General features: G+C 69.4%; 16 protein-coding genes. 8 read left to right on the top strand and 8 right to left on the bottom strand.

Translation table 11 applies throughout. The features are described from left to right. The 5 genes from ABD298_RS08165 to ABD298_RS08145 are packed head-to-tail and all read right to left on the bottom strand — an operon-like array spanning position 1 to position 3,744. A complete protein-coding gene (locus tag ABD298_RS08165) occupies positions 1 to 147 on the bottom strand; it encodes a hypothetical protein (RefSeq protein WP_344299188.1) in 147 nt (48 codons plus the stop codon). Then, positions 144 to 509 carry a hypothetical protein gene (locus ABD298_RS08160; protein ID WP_344299187.1) on the bottom strand — a complete coding sequence of 122 codons (366 nt, stop codon included), beginning with the start codon at positions 507 to 509 and terminating at the stop codon, positions 144 to 146. Before ABD298_RS08160 ends, ABD298_RS08165 begins: the two co-directional genes overlap by 4 nt. Next, positions 506 to 1,264 carry a prolipoprotein diacylglyceryl transferase gene (locus tag ABD298_RS08155; protein WP_344299185.1) on the bottom strand — a complete coding sequence of 253 codons (759 nt, stop codon included), beginning with the start codon at positions 1,262 to 1,264 and terminating at the stop codon, positions 506 to 508. The genes ABD298_RS08160 and ABD298_RS08155 overlap by 4 nt, the downstream gene beginning before the upstream one ends. 55 nt (positions 1,265 to 1,319) lie before the next feature. Beyond that, positions 1,320 to 2,141, bottom strand: a complete 822-nt coding sequence (locus tag ABD298_RS08150; RefSeq protein ID WP_344299183.1) for an SDR family oxidoreductase — start codon at positions 2,139 to 2,141, stop codon at positions 1,320 to 1,322. Between the two features lie 55 nt (positions 2,142 to 2,196). Then, on the bottom strand, positions 2,197 to 3,744 hold the full coding sequence (locus ABD298_RS08145) for a succinic semialdehyde dehydrogenase (protein WP_344299182.1): 1,548 nt from the start codon (positions 3,742 to 3,744) through the stop codon (positions 2,197 to 2,199). 126 nt (positions 3,745 to 3,870) lie between these two features. Here ABD298_RS08145 and ABD298_RS08140 point away from each other — a divergent pair, with 126 nt between their 5' ends. Together ABD298_RS08140 and ABD298_RS08135 are read left to right on the top strand one after the other, a co-directional pair. Continuing rightward, positions 3,871 to 4,554: a bifunctional 4-hydroxy-2-oxoglutarate aldolase/2-dehydro-3-deoxy-phosphogluconate aldolase gene (locus tag ABD298_RS08140; RefSeq protein WP_344299181.1), complete on the top strand. Its 684-nt coding sequence runs from the start codon at positions 3,871 to 3,873 to the stop codon at positions 4,552 to 4,554. Continuing rightward, positions 4,551 to 5,552, top strand: coding sequence for a sugar kinase (locus tag ABD298_RS08135; protein ID WP_344299180.1), 1,002 nt, complete (start codon positions 4,551 to 4,553; stop codon positions 5,550 to 5,552). Before ABD298_RS08140 ends, ABD298_RS08135 begins: the two co-directional genes overlap by 4 nt. Positions 5,553 to 5,563: 11 nt before the next feature. Here the strand turns inward: ABD298_RS08135 and ABD298_RS08130 are convergent, their stop codons facing one another. Further along, positions 5,564 to 6,631, bottom strand: a complete 1,068-nt coding sequence (locus ABD298_RS08130) for an Lrp/AsnC family transcriptional regulator (protein ID WP_344299179.1) — start codon at positions 6,629 to 6,631, stop codon at positions 5,564 to 5,566. A 225-nt stretch (positions 6,632 to 6,856) separates the two neighbouring features. On the opposite strand from ABD298_RS08130, the gene ABD298_RS08125 reads away from it, so the two are divergent. The 5 genes from ABD298_RS08125 to ABD298_RS08105 are packed head-to-tail and all read left to right on the top strand — an operon-like array spanning position 6,857 to position 12,158. Further along, a complete protein-coding gene (locus ABD298_RS08125; RefSeq protein WP_344299178.1) occupies positions 6,857 to 7,777 on the top strand; it encodes a polysaccharide deacetylase family protein in 921 nt (306 codons plus the stop codon). Then, positions 7,774 to 9,090 carry an MFS transporter gene (locus tag ABD298_RS08120; protein WP_344299177.1) on the top strand — a complete coding sequence of 439 codons (1,317 nt, stop codon included), beginning with the start codon at positions 7,774 to 7,776 and terminating at the stop codon, positions 9,088 to 9,090. Before ABD298_RS08125 ends, ABD298_RS08120 begins: the two co-directional genes overlap by 4 nt. After that, positions 9,087 to 9,887, top strand: a complete 801-nt coding sequence (locus tag ABD298_RS08115; protein WP_344299176.1) for an SDR family NAD(P)-dependent oxidoreductase — start codon at positions 9,087 to 9,089, stop codon at positions 9,885 to 9,887. Before ABD298_RS08120 ends, ABD298_RS08115 begins: the two co-directional genes overlap by 4 nt. Before the next feature lie 7 nt (positions 9,888 to 9,894). After that, positions 9,895 to 10,953 carry a ketopantoate reductase family protein gene (locus ABD298_RS08110; RefSeq protein WP_344299175.1) on the top strand — a complete coding sequence of 353 codons (1,059 nt, stop codon included), beginning with the start codon at positions 9,895 to 9,897 and terminating at the stop codon, positions 10,951 to 10,953. Between the two features lie 47 nt (positions 10,954 to 11,000). Beyond that, positions 11,001 to 12,158: a M20 family metallopeptidase gene (locus ABD298_RS08105; RefSeq protein ID WP_344299174.1), complete on the top strand. Its 1,158-nt coding sequence runs from the start codon at positions 11,001 to 11,003 to the stop codon at positions 12,156 to 12,158. 7 nt (positions 12,159 to 12,165) lie between these two features. Here ABD298_RS08105 and ABD298_RS08100 read toward each other — a convergent pair whose 3' ends face one another. Then, positions 12,166 to 13,437 (bottom strand): S8 family serine peptidase, encoded by a 1,272-nt coding sequence (locus tag ABD298_RS08100; protein WP_344299173.1) that lies wholly within the window; start codon positions 13,435 to 13,437, stop codon positions 12,166 to 12,168. A gap of 59 nt (positions 13,438 to 13,496) precedes the next feature. Continuing rightward, positions 13,497 to 13,805 carry a YciI family protein gene (locus tag ABD298_RS08095; protein WP_344299172.1) on the bottom strand — a complete coding sequence of 103 codons (309 nt, stop codon included), beginning with the start codon at positions 13,803 to 13,805 and terminating at the stop codon, positions 13,497 to 13,499. A gap of 155 nt (positions 13,806 to 13,960) precedes the next feature. Between ABD298_RS08095 and ABD298_RS08090 the strand changes: the two genes are divergently transcribed. Next, positions 13,961 to 14,191 (top strand): hypothetical protein, encoded by a 231-nt coding sequence (locus ABD298_RS08090; protein ID WP_344299171.1) that lies wholly within the window; start codon positions 13,961 to 13,963, stop codon positions 14,189 to 14,191. Positions 14,192 to 14,193: the final 2 nt, after the last annotated feature.

Here is a 14,193-nt window from a genome sequence, read left to right as displayed (position 1 = left end):
CTATCCCAGGCCTCCGAAGCAGGTATTGGCCACGAAGACGAGCAGCCAGACACCGACGCCGATGAGGAGCACGGTGGCGAAGACGGCGAGGAAGACGTCCCGCCACCTTTCGCGGCGGTCACGCGCGGGCTCGTCGCCGTCGCTCATCCCGTCACCTGCCCCGGACTCGCCGGTTGGGCAACCATCGCCGAGATGCACAGCTCGCCTCCCAGCAGCAGCCAGACGCCGAGGGCGATGAGCAGGCCCGCCCCCGTCATCGACGTCCGCCGCACCAGGGTGAGCACGACCGCGGCGACCGCGTACAGCGCGAGCGGCGCCCACATGAGGACGTTGTCGACCAGTGGGGCGTCGGCATTGAGCCGCGGAATCGCCCGGGGCGCGATATAGAAGATGCCCATCAGGTAGAGGAATGCGAGCCCGACCGCCAGGCCGATGGGGAGGAAGCCGCCCCGGTCCCGCTTCTCGGGCCCGGGCACCACGGGCTCCGCGGGCTCGGCGGGCCCGCTCACGCCGCCTGCCCAGCCGGCGCGCGGCGCAGGGCCGCGAAGACCTTCCAGACCCGCAACATGAGCAGCGGGAGCATGGCGACGAGGAACCACTGGGGGCCGCTCAGGCCCAGCCAGAGGATGGAGTTGCCGCGCACGAACTCCACGGCGAACCGGAAGAGCGCATACGCGCTCACGTAGAGGATGAAGAGGTCCCCGGCACGGGCCAGGCGGTCCCGGAAGCGCCACAGGAGCAGGAACGCGACCGCGTGGAACGCGATCTCGTACACGAACGAGGGGTGCAGGCCGACCCCGGCCTGCGCCCCGAACATCGCGGCCTGCTCCGGCGTGAGCACGATCCCCCAGTCGCCGCCCGTCGGCGTCCCGGGAAGTTCGGTGAGAAGGCAGCCGATGCGGCCGATCGCCATCGAGAGGGCGACGGCGGGGGCAAAGAGGTCTCCGGTGGACTCGCGGTACCCGAGCAGCCGCTTCCCCAGGTGCACCCCGAGCCAGGCCCCGACGAGGCCGGCGAGGATGCTCCGGTCGCCGTCGATCCACCACTCCTCGAGCGAGGGCTGGCGGACGAAGTTCCACGTGAGGAGGCGCGCCCCGATGGCCCCGAAGGAGATGGCGAACCCGGCCAAAGCCCACAGGCGGGGGTCGCTCATGCCGCGGCGCCGCTTCTCGAGGGCGTAGAACAGGAGCGCCGCCGCCACGCCGAGCCCCACCAGCAGCCCATGGACCTGCCCGTTTCCGGCAAACGGCACCCCCGTCGTCATGCGGACAGGCTAGGGGCCGGGAGCGCCGTCCGGTAGGGCCAAAGGCCTGATCGGCTCAGCGCACGCTCTGCTGCGCCCGCCCCACGAAGTGGTCCATCGTGTGGTTGATGCCGAAGAAGTCCGCGACGCGGTCGAAGGCCCGCGTCGGCAGGAACCGCATGAGCGGCACGAGCCGTGCGAACGGAGGCAGGATGATCTGCTCGCGTCCGGACTCGATGCCGTCGATCACCGCAAGCGCCACGTCGTGCTCCTCGAGGATCGGCAGGAGGCGCGGGAACCTCGTCTCGACCCCCTCGAACATGCCCGTGTTGATGTAGTACGGGCACACCACGAGAGTGCCGACGTCGTGCCCGTCGGCGCGCAGCTCGGCGCGCAGGGACTCCGTGAAGCCGACGGCGGCGAACTTGCTCGCCGAGTAGTCGGTCTGGCGGGCGACGCCGATCAGCCCGGCCGCACTAGCGATCGTCACCACGGTGCCTCCTCCCCGGGCGATCATCCCGGGCAGGAACGCGCGCGTCACCCAGTACGGGGCGAGCGTGTTGACCTCGAACGTGCGCCGGATGGACTCCTCGGTCGCCTCGAGCAGCGGCTTCCCGGCCACGACGCCGGCGCAGTTCACGACGACGTCGACGTCGCCGGTCTCCCGGGCCGCCTCGGCCACGCGGGAACTGTCGGTGATGTCCACCCGATAAGCGGAGGCAAGTCCCCCGGCGGCGACGATCTCAGCGGCCGCCGACGCGCCGCCGTCGTCCGCGAGGTCCCAGACGGCCACCTCCGCACCGCGCCGCGCGGCCTCGAGGGCCATGAGGCGTCCGATGCCGGACGCGCCTCCGGTGATCAGGATGCGTGCGCCGCGCAGGCGGGTTCCTCGGTACATGTGCTCCTCCTCGAGCGTGGGGTCTTGTGGGATTGCCGCCTGTGCGATTGTCGGCTCAGAAGAAGCGGTTCATGATGCGCACCCCTGCCGTCACAAGATCGGCGAATTGCTCCGCGGACATGCGGCCGGACGGCGCGATCGGCACCCGCTGCACGGCGACCGTCTGGGACTCGGTGTACTTCAGGAGCCCCTCGGGCCCGTGCCGCCGGCCCATTCCGGATTCCTTCCAGCCGCCCATCCCGGCCGAGTGGGAGCCCCAGGCAGCGGCGTACCCCTCGTTGACGTTCACGGACCCGGCCTCGATCCGGGCGCCGAGCTTCCGCCCCCGCGCGGGCGCAGTCCACAGGCTCGCACTGAGGCCGTAGCCGGTGTCATTGGCGCGGGCGAAGGCCTCCTCCTCGCTCGCGACGGGGTAGAGCGCCACCACCGGGCCGAAGGTCTCCTCGCGGCAGAGCACCGCGGTCTCGGGGACGTCGGCGAGCACGGTGGGCGCGAAGAAGTTGGGCCCCAGCTCGGGCCGGGCGGCGCCGCCGGCGAGGATCCGCGCGCCCTTCGCGACGGCGTCGTCCACGTGGGAGCGCACCTTGGCGACCTGGGCGGGCGAGGCGAGGGAGCCGACCTGCGTCTCCCACGATGTCCCGGGCCCGACCTGAAGCCGGGACACCTCGTCCAGGAACAGGCTGGTGAAGCGCTCCCGCACGGCCTCGTGGATGTAGATGCGCTCGGGCCCGATGCACAGCTGACCGGCGTTCGCGAAGCACGTGCGCGCCGCGCCGGCCGCGGCGGCGGGCACGTCGGCGTCCCCGAGCACGATGAGCGGGTTCTTGCCGCCCAGCTCGGCGGAGAAGCCGACGAGCCGCTCCCCGCAACGCGCGGCGACCTTCCGGCCCGTGGCGGTGGAGCCGGTGAACATGACGAAGTCGACCGCGTCGACGACGGCGGGTCCGGTCACTTCGCGCGGCCCGACCACCACCTGCGCGGCCCTCTCCGGCAGCCCGGCCTCCCGTAGGAGCGCGAGGGTGAGGAGCGCGCTGAACGGTGTCTTCTCGTCGGGCTTGATGAGGACGGCGTTGCCCGCAAGGAGCGCGGGGACCGTGTCCGAGGCCGGCAGGGTGAAGGGGTAGTTCCACGGCGTGATGACACCGACGACGCCCTTGGGGTGCCGCAGCTCGGTGGTCTTGGTCAGGAGCGGCAGTGCGCCGAGGCGTCCCCGCGCGCGCAGCAGCCCCGGCGCGGCGTGACCGTAGTACGCCGCGGTGCGCGAGGCATCCAGGACCTCCTCGAGGGCTGCGATGCGCGCCTTGCCGGTCTCCGCCTGCACGAGGTCGAGGATCTCGTCCCGCCGGTCCAGCACGAGCCGCGCGAACCGATGCGCCACGGCCGCGCGCTCGCGGGCAGGCCGGGCGGCCCAGCCCTTCTGCGCCTCGCGGGCGGCGCGGACGGCCCCTGCCACCTCGCCCTCGTGAGCCTGGCGCACGACGCCGAGTGGCCGCCCGTCGCTCGGGGAGGTCACCTCGAGCGCGGGGCCGGTGCCGGTGGCGAGCGCCGCGAGGGCCGCCAGATCGGGCAGGGGGCGGGAGGGCGCCGTCGTCCGCGTGGTCATGCAACAGAAGCGTAGAGCGTGGCGCGCGAGGAGGCTACTGCCGGGTAACCAGAGGCGGCTGAGATGCCTTGAGGGGGAATCCCGGTAGCCTGACACCGAACCCGCCGGACCATTGGAAGGACCCGCATGCCAGCCACCGATCCCACAGCCGCCGAGCCCGCAGCCTTCCGCCCCCAGCCGTCCGAGATCCTCACGCGGACCCGCGTCGTCGCCGTCCTGCGCGCCAAGCACGCCACGGAGTACGCGGCCGTGATCGAGGCCCTCGCGGCCGGCGGGGTGCTCAGCATGGAGCTCACGCTCAGCACGCCGGGAGTGTGGGACGAGCTGCCCCGGCTCAAGGAGCGCTTCGGGACGGACCTCGAGATCGGGGTCGGCACGGTCACCCGGCCCGAGGAGGCGGCCACGGCGCTGGACCTCGGTGCCGACTACCTCGTCACCCCGGTCATGGACCAGGGCATCGTCGAGGCCGCGGTGGCGCGTGCGGTGCCGGTCTTCCCCGGCGGCCTGACCCCCACCGAACTGCTCGCCGGCTGGCGCGCCGGCGCCACGGCGGTCAAGGTCTTCCCCGCCGCGACGGTCGGCCCGGGCTACGTGGGCCAGCTCCGGGGACCGTTCCCGGACATCCAGGTGATCCCGTCGGGCGGCGTCGGGATCGAGGACGCACCCCTGTGGATCCGCGCCGGAGCGCTCGCGGTCAGCCTCGGCGGACCGCTCCTCGGGGACGCGTTCGCCGGCGGCGACCTGTCCGAGCTCACCGCCCGGGCGCGCCGGCTCCGCGGCCTCGTCGCCGAGGCGGGCGGTGCGGCGTGAGCCAGCCGCACGCCGTCGTGCGTCCCGTGCCCGAGGTCCCGTACGTGGTGACGCTGGGGGAGACCATGGCGCTCATGTCACCGGACGAGGTGGGGCCGCTCGCGCACGCGTCGGCGCTGCGGCTGGGGATGGGCGGGTCGGAGTCGAACGTGGCGATCGGGCTGCAGCGGCTCGGCGTGCAGGCCGTGTGGTGCAGCAGGCTCGGCGACGACGCGTTCGGCGAGCTGGTCGCGCGGGAGGTGCGGGCCGAGCAGGTGGACGTGCGCGCCGTCGTTGACCCTGCCGCGCCCACCGGGATGATGGTCAAGGAGCGCCGCACCGCGGTCTCGCAGCGGGTCACCTACTACCGGGCGGGCAGCGCGGCGTCCCGCATGACGCCCGACGACGTCGACCCCCGCCTCATCGCCGGTGCGGCGGTCCTGCACGTCTCCGGGATCACCGCCGCGATCTCGGCCACCGCGGCGGCCACCCTCCGACACGCGGTGGCCGTGGCGCGCGACGCCGGCGTCACCGTCTCGTTCGACCTGAACCACCGCTCATCCCTCTGGAGCGACGCCGACGCCCGCGCCCTGTACCGCGAGGTCATCCCGCTTGCCGACGTGGTGTTCGGCGGGCTCGAGGAGGCGGCGCTCGCCGTCGGCGAGCCGGGGGAGTCTGGGGAGGCGTTCGACGCCGAGACCGCCGCCCGCCGCCTCGTCGCCCTGGGCGCGCGCCAGGCCGTGGTGAAGCTGGGTGCCGAGGGCGCGCTCGCGCTGGTCGACGGCGTGGTGCACCGGCGCGCCGCCATCCCGGTCCCGGTGGTGGACACCGTCGGGGCTGGCGACGCCTTCGTGGCCGGGTACCTGGCCGAGCTCGTCGAGGGGCGCGGCGTCGACGAGCGGCTCGCGACCGCCGTTGCGACCGGGGCCTTCGCGTGCATGGTGCCCAGCGACTGGGAGGGATTGCCCCGACGGCGGGACCTCGCCCTGCTCGGCGCGACGGAGCCGGTGCAGCGGTAGGGCGGGGGCCGCTACCGCCTCAGGAGGCCCTCCACCTGGTCCCCGATCCGCATTCCGTCGCGGTCCATCCAGTAGCGCCGCAGAATGCTGAGGCCCACGCAGGTGTCCATGGATTGGATGCCGGGCAGGGCGCCAACGTCCTTCATGAGGAACTGGCTGAACTCCTGCGGGCCTCTGAAGACGCCGTGGAACACTATGGGAGCCTTGCCGGTGACCATCGACACCATGCGGGCTGAGGGATGTTCTCCGAGGGTTTCGAGGACGGTTTCGATGTGCTTCGGCTTGAGCTGGAGAGAGACGACGGCGGCGAGCGGGAACCCGACAGCGCCGGGCTCGACCTCCACGCGAGGAGAGACCGCGCCGGAGGTCAGCAGCATCTGGATGGCCCGGTAGGCCGTGGAGTTGCCCACGTTGAGGGTACGGGCGATTTCTGCGGCGGAGGCCCGCGCGTTGCGTCCCAGTTCGCACATGGTACGGAACTCGACGTCGGTCAGGTCCCGTGTCGACCGGAGGGCCGGCTGGTTCACGGGCACGACATGCGCGGAGAGTGCGTCCTTCTGCTCAGGGCTCAGGCGCTGAAGCCGCCAAGAGACACCGACGCGCCGTGAATCAAGGACCAGCCGCGTCTCGACGGCCGCAATCCCCTCGAGTGAGGGAATTCTGTGCCCGATGAGCTCGTCGAGGTCTGTTCCGATGAGAGGGAACAGGTCGGCGTAGATGTCGCTGCTGCCGGAGGTCACCATGATGTATTGGATCTCCGGAAAGGCCTTGAGCTGCTCGGCCACCCGAAACGTCTGGCCCGGGTGGCAGTGGATCCACAGCTGCTGAGGATTGCCAGAGAGGATCAGGGGCCAGGCGAACCTTCCGACCACCTTCAGCAGCCGCTCGTCCTGGAGCCGCTTGAGCCTCCGGGTGACAGTGCTCGTGGGCACGCCGAGGATCTCTCCCAGGGCGTTGGCCGGAACCCGCGGCGCTATCTGGAGTGCGGCCACCAAGTCGTGGTCGGTCTCATCGAGGCGCGAGCTCCCGTTCCTGATGGGCGTCTGCGTTGCCTCGGCCTCTGTCTGAACTGCAGTCATGTCCTCCACCCGTCTCAGTGTCGTGATTCAGGGTACCTCTATCTACCGGCACCGAGAGGTCGAAAACACCGCTCAAGCTGCTGAATATGGATGAATTTCCCAATTACCCTTGTCGACGGGAACGATAGGGCCTACCGTGGATGAGGTGAGAGCTGCGTCACTGGCTCCTAGAGCGACATCCCGCTCTCAGGCGACGCACCTACGGTCTGGAAGGAGAACCACCCAATGACACGGTCAGAGCCGTGGGGATGGCCCGAATCGCAGTGGCGCGGCGATGTCAACAAGATCCGCGCCGGTCAGCCGCTCCTGCACCCGGATCCGGACCTGCGCTGGAAAGACGGCGCGAAGGTCGCAGTCCTGCTGTCCTTCGACTCCGATCACGAGACCCCCTCACTTCGCGACGGCGAGACCTCGCCGGGGCGCATGGCGCAGGGCGAGTACGGGGCGCGGGTGGCCGTTCCGAGGATCCTTGACCTGCTACGCCGCTACGAGGCCCCAGCATCCTTCTACGTCCCTGCGGTGTGCGCACTGCTGCGGCCGGAGGAAGTTCCGATGTACGTGGACAACGGCCACGAGGTCGGGGTCCATGGGTGGATCCACGAGAGGAACACCCTGCTCAGCAAGGACCAGGAGCTGGATCTCCTCGGCCGTGCGACAGACGTACTGCACGAACAGTCGGGCAAGAGGCCCACAGGAATCAGGACGCCCTCCTGGGACTTCTCGGATTCCACTCTGGACGTCATCCGGGAGCTCGGATTCCTCTATGACTCCTCGCTCATGGCGGACGATGAACCGTACGAGCTCCTGGCGGACGGCGCGCAGACCGGGGTCATCGAGATACCCGTCGAGTGGATCCGAGACGACGCGCCGTACCTGATGATGGATCGCTACACCGGTCTCCGCCCGTATATGCCGCCGCGGCAGCTGATTCAGATCTGGAAAGACGAGTTCGACGCCGCCTATGCCGAGAACGGCGTCTTCCAGCTCACCCTCCACCCCCACATCATCGGCCACCGCTCCCGCCTGCTCGTGCTGGAAGAGCTGATGACGTACATCCGCACGCACGACGGCGTGTGGCTGGCAACGCACGAAGACCTGGCAACGCACGTTGCCGCCCAACTGACCTCGAGGATCGGTATCTCATGAGCACACAGCGGCTGACGATGGTGTCAGCAGACGAAACCAAGCTCACTGCCCACGGACGCAAGGCGATCATCGCCGGAGGCATCGGAAATGCCGTCGAGTGGGTGGACTGGGCGGTCTACACCACCTTCTCTTCGGTGTTCGCCCACCACTTCTTCCCCAGCGGCGACCCGGTCGCAGCCCTGCTGGCCACGCTGGCGATCTTCGCCGTCGGCTTCGTCATGCGGCCGGTCGGGGCCGCGATCATGGGCGCCTATGCCGACCGTAAGGGACGCAAGAAGGGCCTGGTGCTGACCATCGGCATGATGGCTGGCGCCACCGCGGTCATCGGCATCGCCCCGACGTACGAGGCTGTCGGCATCCTGTCCCCGCTCATCCTGGTCGCGGCCCGGATCGTCCAGGGCTTCGCCGCTGGCGGCGAGTTCGGCTCTTCCTCGGCGTTTCTCGTTGAGTATGCCGCGCCCCGTCGTCGGGCATTCGCAGGCTCGTGGCAGCAGGTCTCGGTGGGCGCCGGCGTTCTGCTGGCCTCTGGCATGGGCGCGATCGTCACGAGCAGCCTTCCGAAGGAAGCGCTGGATGGCTGGGGCTGGCGCGCGGCGTTCATCGCCGCAGCGCTGCTGGGCCTCGTAGGCCTGTGGCTCCGCTCCTCCGTGGCGGAAACCAACTCCTTCATCAAGGCCGAGGCCCGCGTCGAGGAGTCCGGCCAGCGTCGTCGCAACCCTGTCTTCGCCATGTTCGTCCAGCACCCCAAGGCGACGCTGCGCGTGTTCGGGATCACCATTGCCGGCACGCTGCTCTACTACATGTGGGTCTCCTACATGCCCACGTACGCCGCGGTGGCAACCGGCATCCCCCTGAGCCAGGCGCTGCTCGCGAATTTCATCGCGGTCGCACTGTTCCTCGTCCTGCTCCCGTTCGCCGGTCTCCTGTCGGACAAGATCGGCCGAAAGCCCACGCTCACAGCCTTCGCCGCTGGCTTCCTGCTCTTCTCCTGGCCCGCCTTCACGTTGCTCAACGGCAACTTCTGGATGCTGCTGTTCATCGAGGTCGTCGGCATCATCCTGCTGCTGGGCTACTCGGGCAACTGCGCGGTGATCATGGCGGAGCAGTTCCCCGCAGAAGTGCGGGCGACTGGCATCGGCCTCCCGTACGCCCTGGCGGTGGCCATCTTCGGTGGCACTGCCCCCTACATCACCACGTGGATGACCACGAGCGGCCTGGGTGGATTCGTCTGGCTCTACTGCACCATCGCGGCCGCGATCGGCGTCGCGGTCTACCTGACCATGCCGGAGACCAAGGGCAAGGAACTCGATTGAGCCGGCATGTTGTGGTCACCGGAGCCGGCAGCGGCATCGGCCGTCAGACCGCGGTCCGCTTCGCAGGTCTCGGCTGCCGCCTGACATTGGTCGACATCAACGCCGCCCAGCTCCAGGCCGCGTCCGATGAGTGCGCCCGATCTGGCGCGAAGGAGGTCCGAGCCGTCGTCTCGGACCTCCGGACTCCAGACGGACCGGAAGACATGGTGGCTGAAGCATGGGCGGTTGCGCCCGTGGATGTTCTGGTCAACTCCGCGGGAGTCTATCCGGCAACGCCGTTCCTCTCGCTGGATGCCGACAGCTGGGACAGCGTGCTCCACCTGAACACGAGGGCGCCGCTGCTCGCGACCGTGGCACTGGCCCGGCGGGCGGTCGAATCCGGCCGACGGGCAAGCGTCGTGAACATCTCCTCGGGGGCGGCCCTGCGTGCCCGGCCCGGCGCTGCGCCGTACTCGACATCCAAGGCAGCCCTGGAAATGGTGACCAAGGCGTCGGCCCTCGAACTTGGCCCCTACGGGATCCGGGTGAATGCGGTGGCCCCCGGCTTCGTCACCGTGAACAGCACAGCCAACCCTGTCACCGAGGAATATGCGGCAGCAGTCTCGGGAAACCCGCTGGGCCGGAGAGGTGAGCCCGACGACATTGCCCGAGCTGTCGTGTGGATCGCAGGGGAGGAGGCTGCGTGGATCACCGGCGAGACATTGCGAGTCGATGGCGGCTCCTCTGCTGGCGCCATGAATCTGCCCCTCCACTGGACGCCGCGTTCCATGAGCGAATCCGGCAGTCGAGACAACTGAGGAAATGATGACCAAGAATCCCTACACGGTAGTTGGCGCCGGCGCCATCGGCGGCACTCTGGCAGCCCATCTGGATGCCCAGGGAGTCCCGGTCCAGGTGGTGGATGCCGACCGTCGGCACATCGACGCGATCCGGCAGAACGGCCTTCAGATCAAGGGGCCGTCCGGCACCCTCGTCGCACGGGTGCCCGCCTACACCTTGGATGACGCCCCGGATCATCTGGACCGGGTGCTGCTCGCAGTCAAGGCGCAGGCCACCGGCAGCGCGGCAGCGTGGATAGCGCCGAGGCTGAGCAGCGATGGGTACATCGCCTCCCTGCAGAACGGGCTCAACGAATCGACCATTGCCGAGCACGTCGGCGCGGACAGGACTGTGGCAGCCTTCGTCGACCTTTTCGCCGACGTGCTCGAACCCGGGGTCATCAGCGACGGCGGCGCGGGAGCCATGGCGCTGGGTGAATACTCGGGCGGCGTCAGCCTGCGTGTTCGTCGGCTCGCTGAGGACCTCAGGCATTGGGGCGAGCCGAAGGTCACTGACAACGTGGCGGGATTCCTCTGGTCGAAGCTGGGCTTCGGCGCGATGCTGGCCGCGACAGCTCTCGCCGACGCCCACATGCATGAGCTCATCGACCGGCACCGGCCCGCGATGAACGAGCTGGCGGCAGAGGTATTCGACCTCGCTGCGGCGGAAGGCATTGAGCTCGAGGCCTTCGATGCCTTCGACCCTGCCGCGTACGTCCGTGGGGCAGACCCGAAGAAGAACTCCGAGGCCACGGATGATCTCGTGGTCTGGCTGTCCACCCAGAGCAAGACCCGCTCGGGAATCTGGCGGGATATCGCCGTCCGTCATCGCGGCACAGAAATCCCCTCGCACTACGGACCGGTGATCGAGATGGGTGCCGCCCGGGGCGTGCGGCTACCGCTCGTCGAGGCGCTCGTGACGGCGATCCGGCAACTCGAGAACGGTGAAAGCACCATGGACGAGGCGCATCTGGCGGACCTCGATCGGACGGCGCTCGCCCTCAGCGAGACTGTCTCCCCTGGCGGGAAGGACGCCGCCCGATGAGTGCCATACGAGACCTGAGGGAGTGGATCGAGCCACGGCGCGCCGAGATGGTGGACGACCTCGCCGCCTACGTGCGCCAAGAGACCCCCTCGGACGACAAGGTGCTGCTCGCCTCAGGACTGGCCTGGATCGAGGGGTGGCTGGATTGCCGTCTCGGGCCCCCTGCCGCGCGCACGACGTTCGAGGGCGGCGAATGGGGCGACACCGTTGTCCTTGACTATCCGTCCGGAACAGGATCCGGTTCCTGGATCACGGCGCTCTGTCACTACGACACGGTGTGGCCTGCGGGCACCCTCTCCGGGTGGCCTCCCACCGTCGAGGGCGACCGCTTCAGCGGGCCCGGCGCGTTCGACATGAAGGCTGGCCTCGTGCAGCTCGTGTGGGCCATCAGGGCGTCACGCGCACTGGGGCTCCCCGTCCCGAACGTGCGCCTCGTCCTGAACGGTGACGAGGAGCTGGGAAGCCCATCATCGAGGGCAGTGATCGAACGGGAGGTGCTCCGCGGAGACGCGGTGCTGGTCTTTGAAGCGAGCGCCGGGGGCGCTCTGAAGACCGCTCGCAAGGGAGTCGGCATCTTCGAGGTGACCGTTGAAGGACGCGAAGCCCATGCGGGTCTCGACCCCAGTACAGGGGTCAGCGCCATCGACGAGATCGCCCGGGTGATCCTGCGGCTTCATTCTCAGGCCGACCAATCCAAGGGGACCACAGTCAATGTCGGGCTCGTAAATGGAGGCACGAGGACCAACGTGACGGCCGGCAGGGCACACGCCGCCGTCGACGTCCGGGTTTCCTCCGACGACGAGGTGCGCCGCATCACGGAGGTGTTGGAGACGCTCGAGACTCGGCATCCGGCGGCCACTCTGACGGTGGAGGGCGAGTGGAACCGGCCAGTCATGATGCGGTCACCGGAGACCGGAAGGCTCTTCGCTGCGGCCGAAGCCGCGGCCAGGGAAATCGGGATCGACTTGACTGAAGCTTTCGTGGGCGGAGCCAGCGACGGTAACTTCGCCGCGGCACTGGGACTGCCCGTCCTCGATGGTCTCGGTGCCGTGGGCGACGGCGCACATGCTCGGAACGAGTGGGTGAGCATCGACGGCATGCTGGAGCGGACCTGTCTGGCCGGCGGCCTGTTAGCCGTTCTGGAAGGCTCGCCCGAAGCGTTCCTGCGCGAGCCGGAGGCCGCGGCAAACGCCGGCGCCCGATGATGTGAACCTAGTGCACGGCGCCGTTCGCGTTCACCCGGCCGTAGGCCCAGGAGCTGCCGGTTCCGCTGATCTTGTCCGCCGTTGACTCGACGTTGGTGCGCACCGAGGCGTTCGTGGCGGTGGCATGGGAGCTCCAGGCGAGCGCAGCGATGGCGGCCACGATCGGCGAGGCCATCGACGTGCCGCTGCCGATGTCGTAGCCCTGCGAACGGCCGTAGCTGTCGGCCAAGGCAAAGTGGTGCTTCGGGAAGGTCGAGTAGACACTCACCCCGGGGGCAGCGACGTCCACCCACTTCGCGCCGTAGGTCGAGAAGGATGCCTTGGTGTCGGTGTTGTCCGTGGCGGCGACGGCGATGACATTGCTGTAGGCGGCCGGGTACATCTTGGACTGCGCGCCGGTGTTCCCGGCGGCGGCAACGATGACGACTCCCTTGTTCCATGCGTTGTTGACGGCGGTCTGGAGGGTGGTGGAGGAGAACCGCATGGCCAGGCTCATGTTGATGACCTTCGCACCCTTGCTGACGGCCCAGTCGATGCCGCGGGCAATGACCGATGACGTGCCGTAGCCGCTGTCGTCGAGGACCTTGCCGTCGAGGATGCTGCAGCCTGGGCACACTCCCGTCACTCCGTAGCCGTTGTCGGCGGCCGCGACGATGCCTGCCACGTGGGTTCCGTGGCCGTACAGGTCGTCAAGGGTCGGTGAGGTGCTGAGGTTGGCGTACTCCGCCACCTTGGGCCAGATGTCGTCGTTGTCGGTTGCCACACCCGAATCGAGGACGGCGACCCTCACGCCGTCGCCCTTCGTGACGGTCCACGCCTCCACGGCATCGACATCGGCATCCGGTTTGCCGGCGGGCACCGTGATGGTGCCGTCGGTGTTGGTGAAGGACTGCCCGGTGTTATTCAGCGCGTACTGGCGGGGGACGTAGTCGGGGTCCGTCGTGGCGCTCGCGACGGCATCGGGCTCCGCATACTCGACGGCGGGGTTGCTGCCGAGGGCCTGGACGAGCCGCAGCTCTGCGCCGGACGGGACCTTGATGAGGCGGGCGCCCGTGCTGCCCACGCTGGGCCCATCGCTGAGCCCGTGCTGTCGGAGCACGCCGGCGCGTGCGGAGTCGTCGCGGAACCTGACCAGGATCTGCCCGGAGGCGATCGGCCCGTCGACGCTCGGCGCACCGGCCCCCGGCGGGGGAGAGGCCGCCCCGGCTGCCGGCGCGACCGTGAGTGGCCCGAACGCGAAGACCGCTGCCGCAACACTGGCGATGAACGCCTTTTTCATAGCCGTACTCCCCTCAATGGACGTCTATGCCGCGAGCAGCGCTCCCCGGCTCTGCACCTTCACGCGTCGACTTCGACGCATTCGTCAATCTGGATGGTGGCCCCTCGGGCGAGGTACGGGTGGTCGGCGAGCAGGTCCCGCGCCTCGGCGAGTGAGCGGGCCTTGATGATCGTGAAGCCGGAGATCTCCACCGAGTCCGCTGGCTGGCCGGAGCACAGCTGGCCGCCGAGCAGCAGGGGGGATCCGAAGTCGACCAGGGCATCCCCGAGCTTCTCGTCGGCCCAAGCCCTCAGGGCCTTCCTGCTCGCCGTGACGTAGTCAGGGTCGGGGTAGAGCATGTTGTGGTAGGTGATCAGGAACCGCGGCATCGTGGGCCTCCTCCCGCAGTCAGTGGCGCCACCATACCCCCGCTGGGCGCCGCTGCGAAGGCTTCGATTCCGCCACTTCGACGGCGCCTTCTCGCGCCTATCATTGGGTATCGGCGCGGCGCATGCCGGTGCCGGATCCCGAGGCGGTGGGCATCATGAAGAATCCATTCGCGCACAAGTCCGAGGACGCTGCCGCGGCGCCGCCAACGGAGCGGCGCACCCACAAGGGGTGGCTCGGACGGGAGAACAACGGGATCGCCAACGGCCCGAGCGGCCTCTTCTTCACCCCGGGCCACGAGCACACGGCGCCGGCGAGGACCTGCATCCACGGGCATGACATCCTCCCGGGCCAGGACACCTGCAGCCAAGGCCACCTGGCCGGCTGAGG

The organism is Sinomonas flava (genome assembly GCF_039531875.1).
Taxonomy (GTDB): Bacteria; Actinomycetota; Actinomycetes; order Actinomycetales; family Micrococcaceae; genus Sinomonas; species Sinomonas flava.
Note: the sequence above shows the minus strand (reverse complement) of the source record. Positions and strands in the feature narration are given on the sequence as shown.

Excerpts from the sequence above, each read along its gene's own strand:
- ABD298_RS08100 (WP_344299173.1), bottom strand. The coding sequence starts at position 13,437 with ATGAAAAAGGCGTTCATCGCCAGTGTTGCGGCAGCGGTCTTCGCGTTC.
- ABD298_RS08130 (WP_344299179.1), bottom strand. The coding sequence starts at position 6,631 with ATGACTGCAGTTCAGACAGAGGCCGAGGCAACGCAGACGCCCATCAGG.
- ABD298_RS08090 (WP_344299171.1), top strand. The coding sequence starts at position 13,961 with ATGAAGAATCCATTCGCGCACAAGTCCGAGGACGCTGCCGCGGCGCCG.
- ABD298_RS08150 (WP_344299183.1), bottom strand. The coding sequence starts at position 2,141 with ATGTACCGAGGAACCCGCCTGCGCGGCGCACGCATCCTGATCACCGGA.
- ABD298_RS08120 (WP_344299177.1), top strand. The coding sequence starts at position 7,774 with ATGAGCACACAGCGGCTGACGATGGTGTCAGCAGACGAAACCAAGCTC.
- ABD298_RS08165 (WP_344299188.1), bottom strand. The coding sequence starts at position 147 with ATGAGCGACGGCGACGAGCCCGCGCGTGACCGCCGCGAAAGGTGGCGG.
- ABD298_RS08105 (WP_344299174.1), top strand. The coding sequence starts at position 11,001 with ATGGTGGACGACCTCGCCGCCTACGTGCGCCAAGAGACCCCCTCGGAC.
- ABD298_RS08140 (WP_344299181.1), top strand. The coding sequence starts at position 3,871 with ATGCCAGCCACCGATCCCACAGCCGCCGAGCCCGCAGCCTTCCGCCCC.
- ABD298_RS08145 (WP_344299182.1), bottom strand. The coding sequence starts at position 3,744 with ATGACCACGCGGACGACGGCGCCCTCCCGCCCCCTGCCCGATCTGGCG.
- ABD298_RS08125 (WP_344299178.1), top strand. The coding sequence starts at position 6,857 with ATGACACGGTCAGAGCCGTGGGGATGGCCCGAATCGCAGTGGCGCGGC.
- ABD298_RS08155 (WP_344299185.1), bottom strand. The coding sequence starts at position 1,264 with ATGACGACGGGGGTGCCGTTTGCCGGAAACGGGCAGGTCCATGGGCTG.
- ABD298_RS08110 (WP_344299175.1), top strand. The coding sequence starts at position 9,895 with ATGACCAAGAATCCCTACACGGTAGTTGGCGCCGGCGCCATCGGCGGC.
- ABD298_RS08095 (WP_344299172.1), bottom strand. The coding sequence starts at position 13,805 with ATGCCGCGGTTCCTGATCACCTACCACAACATGCTCTACCCCGACCCT.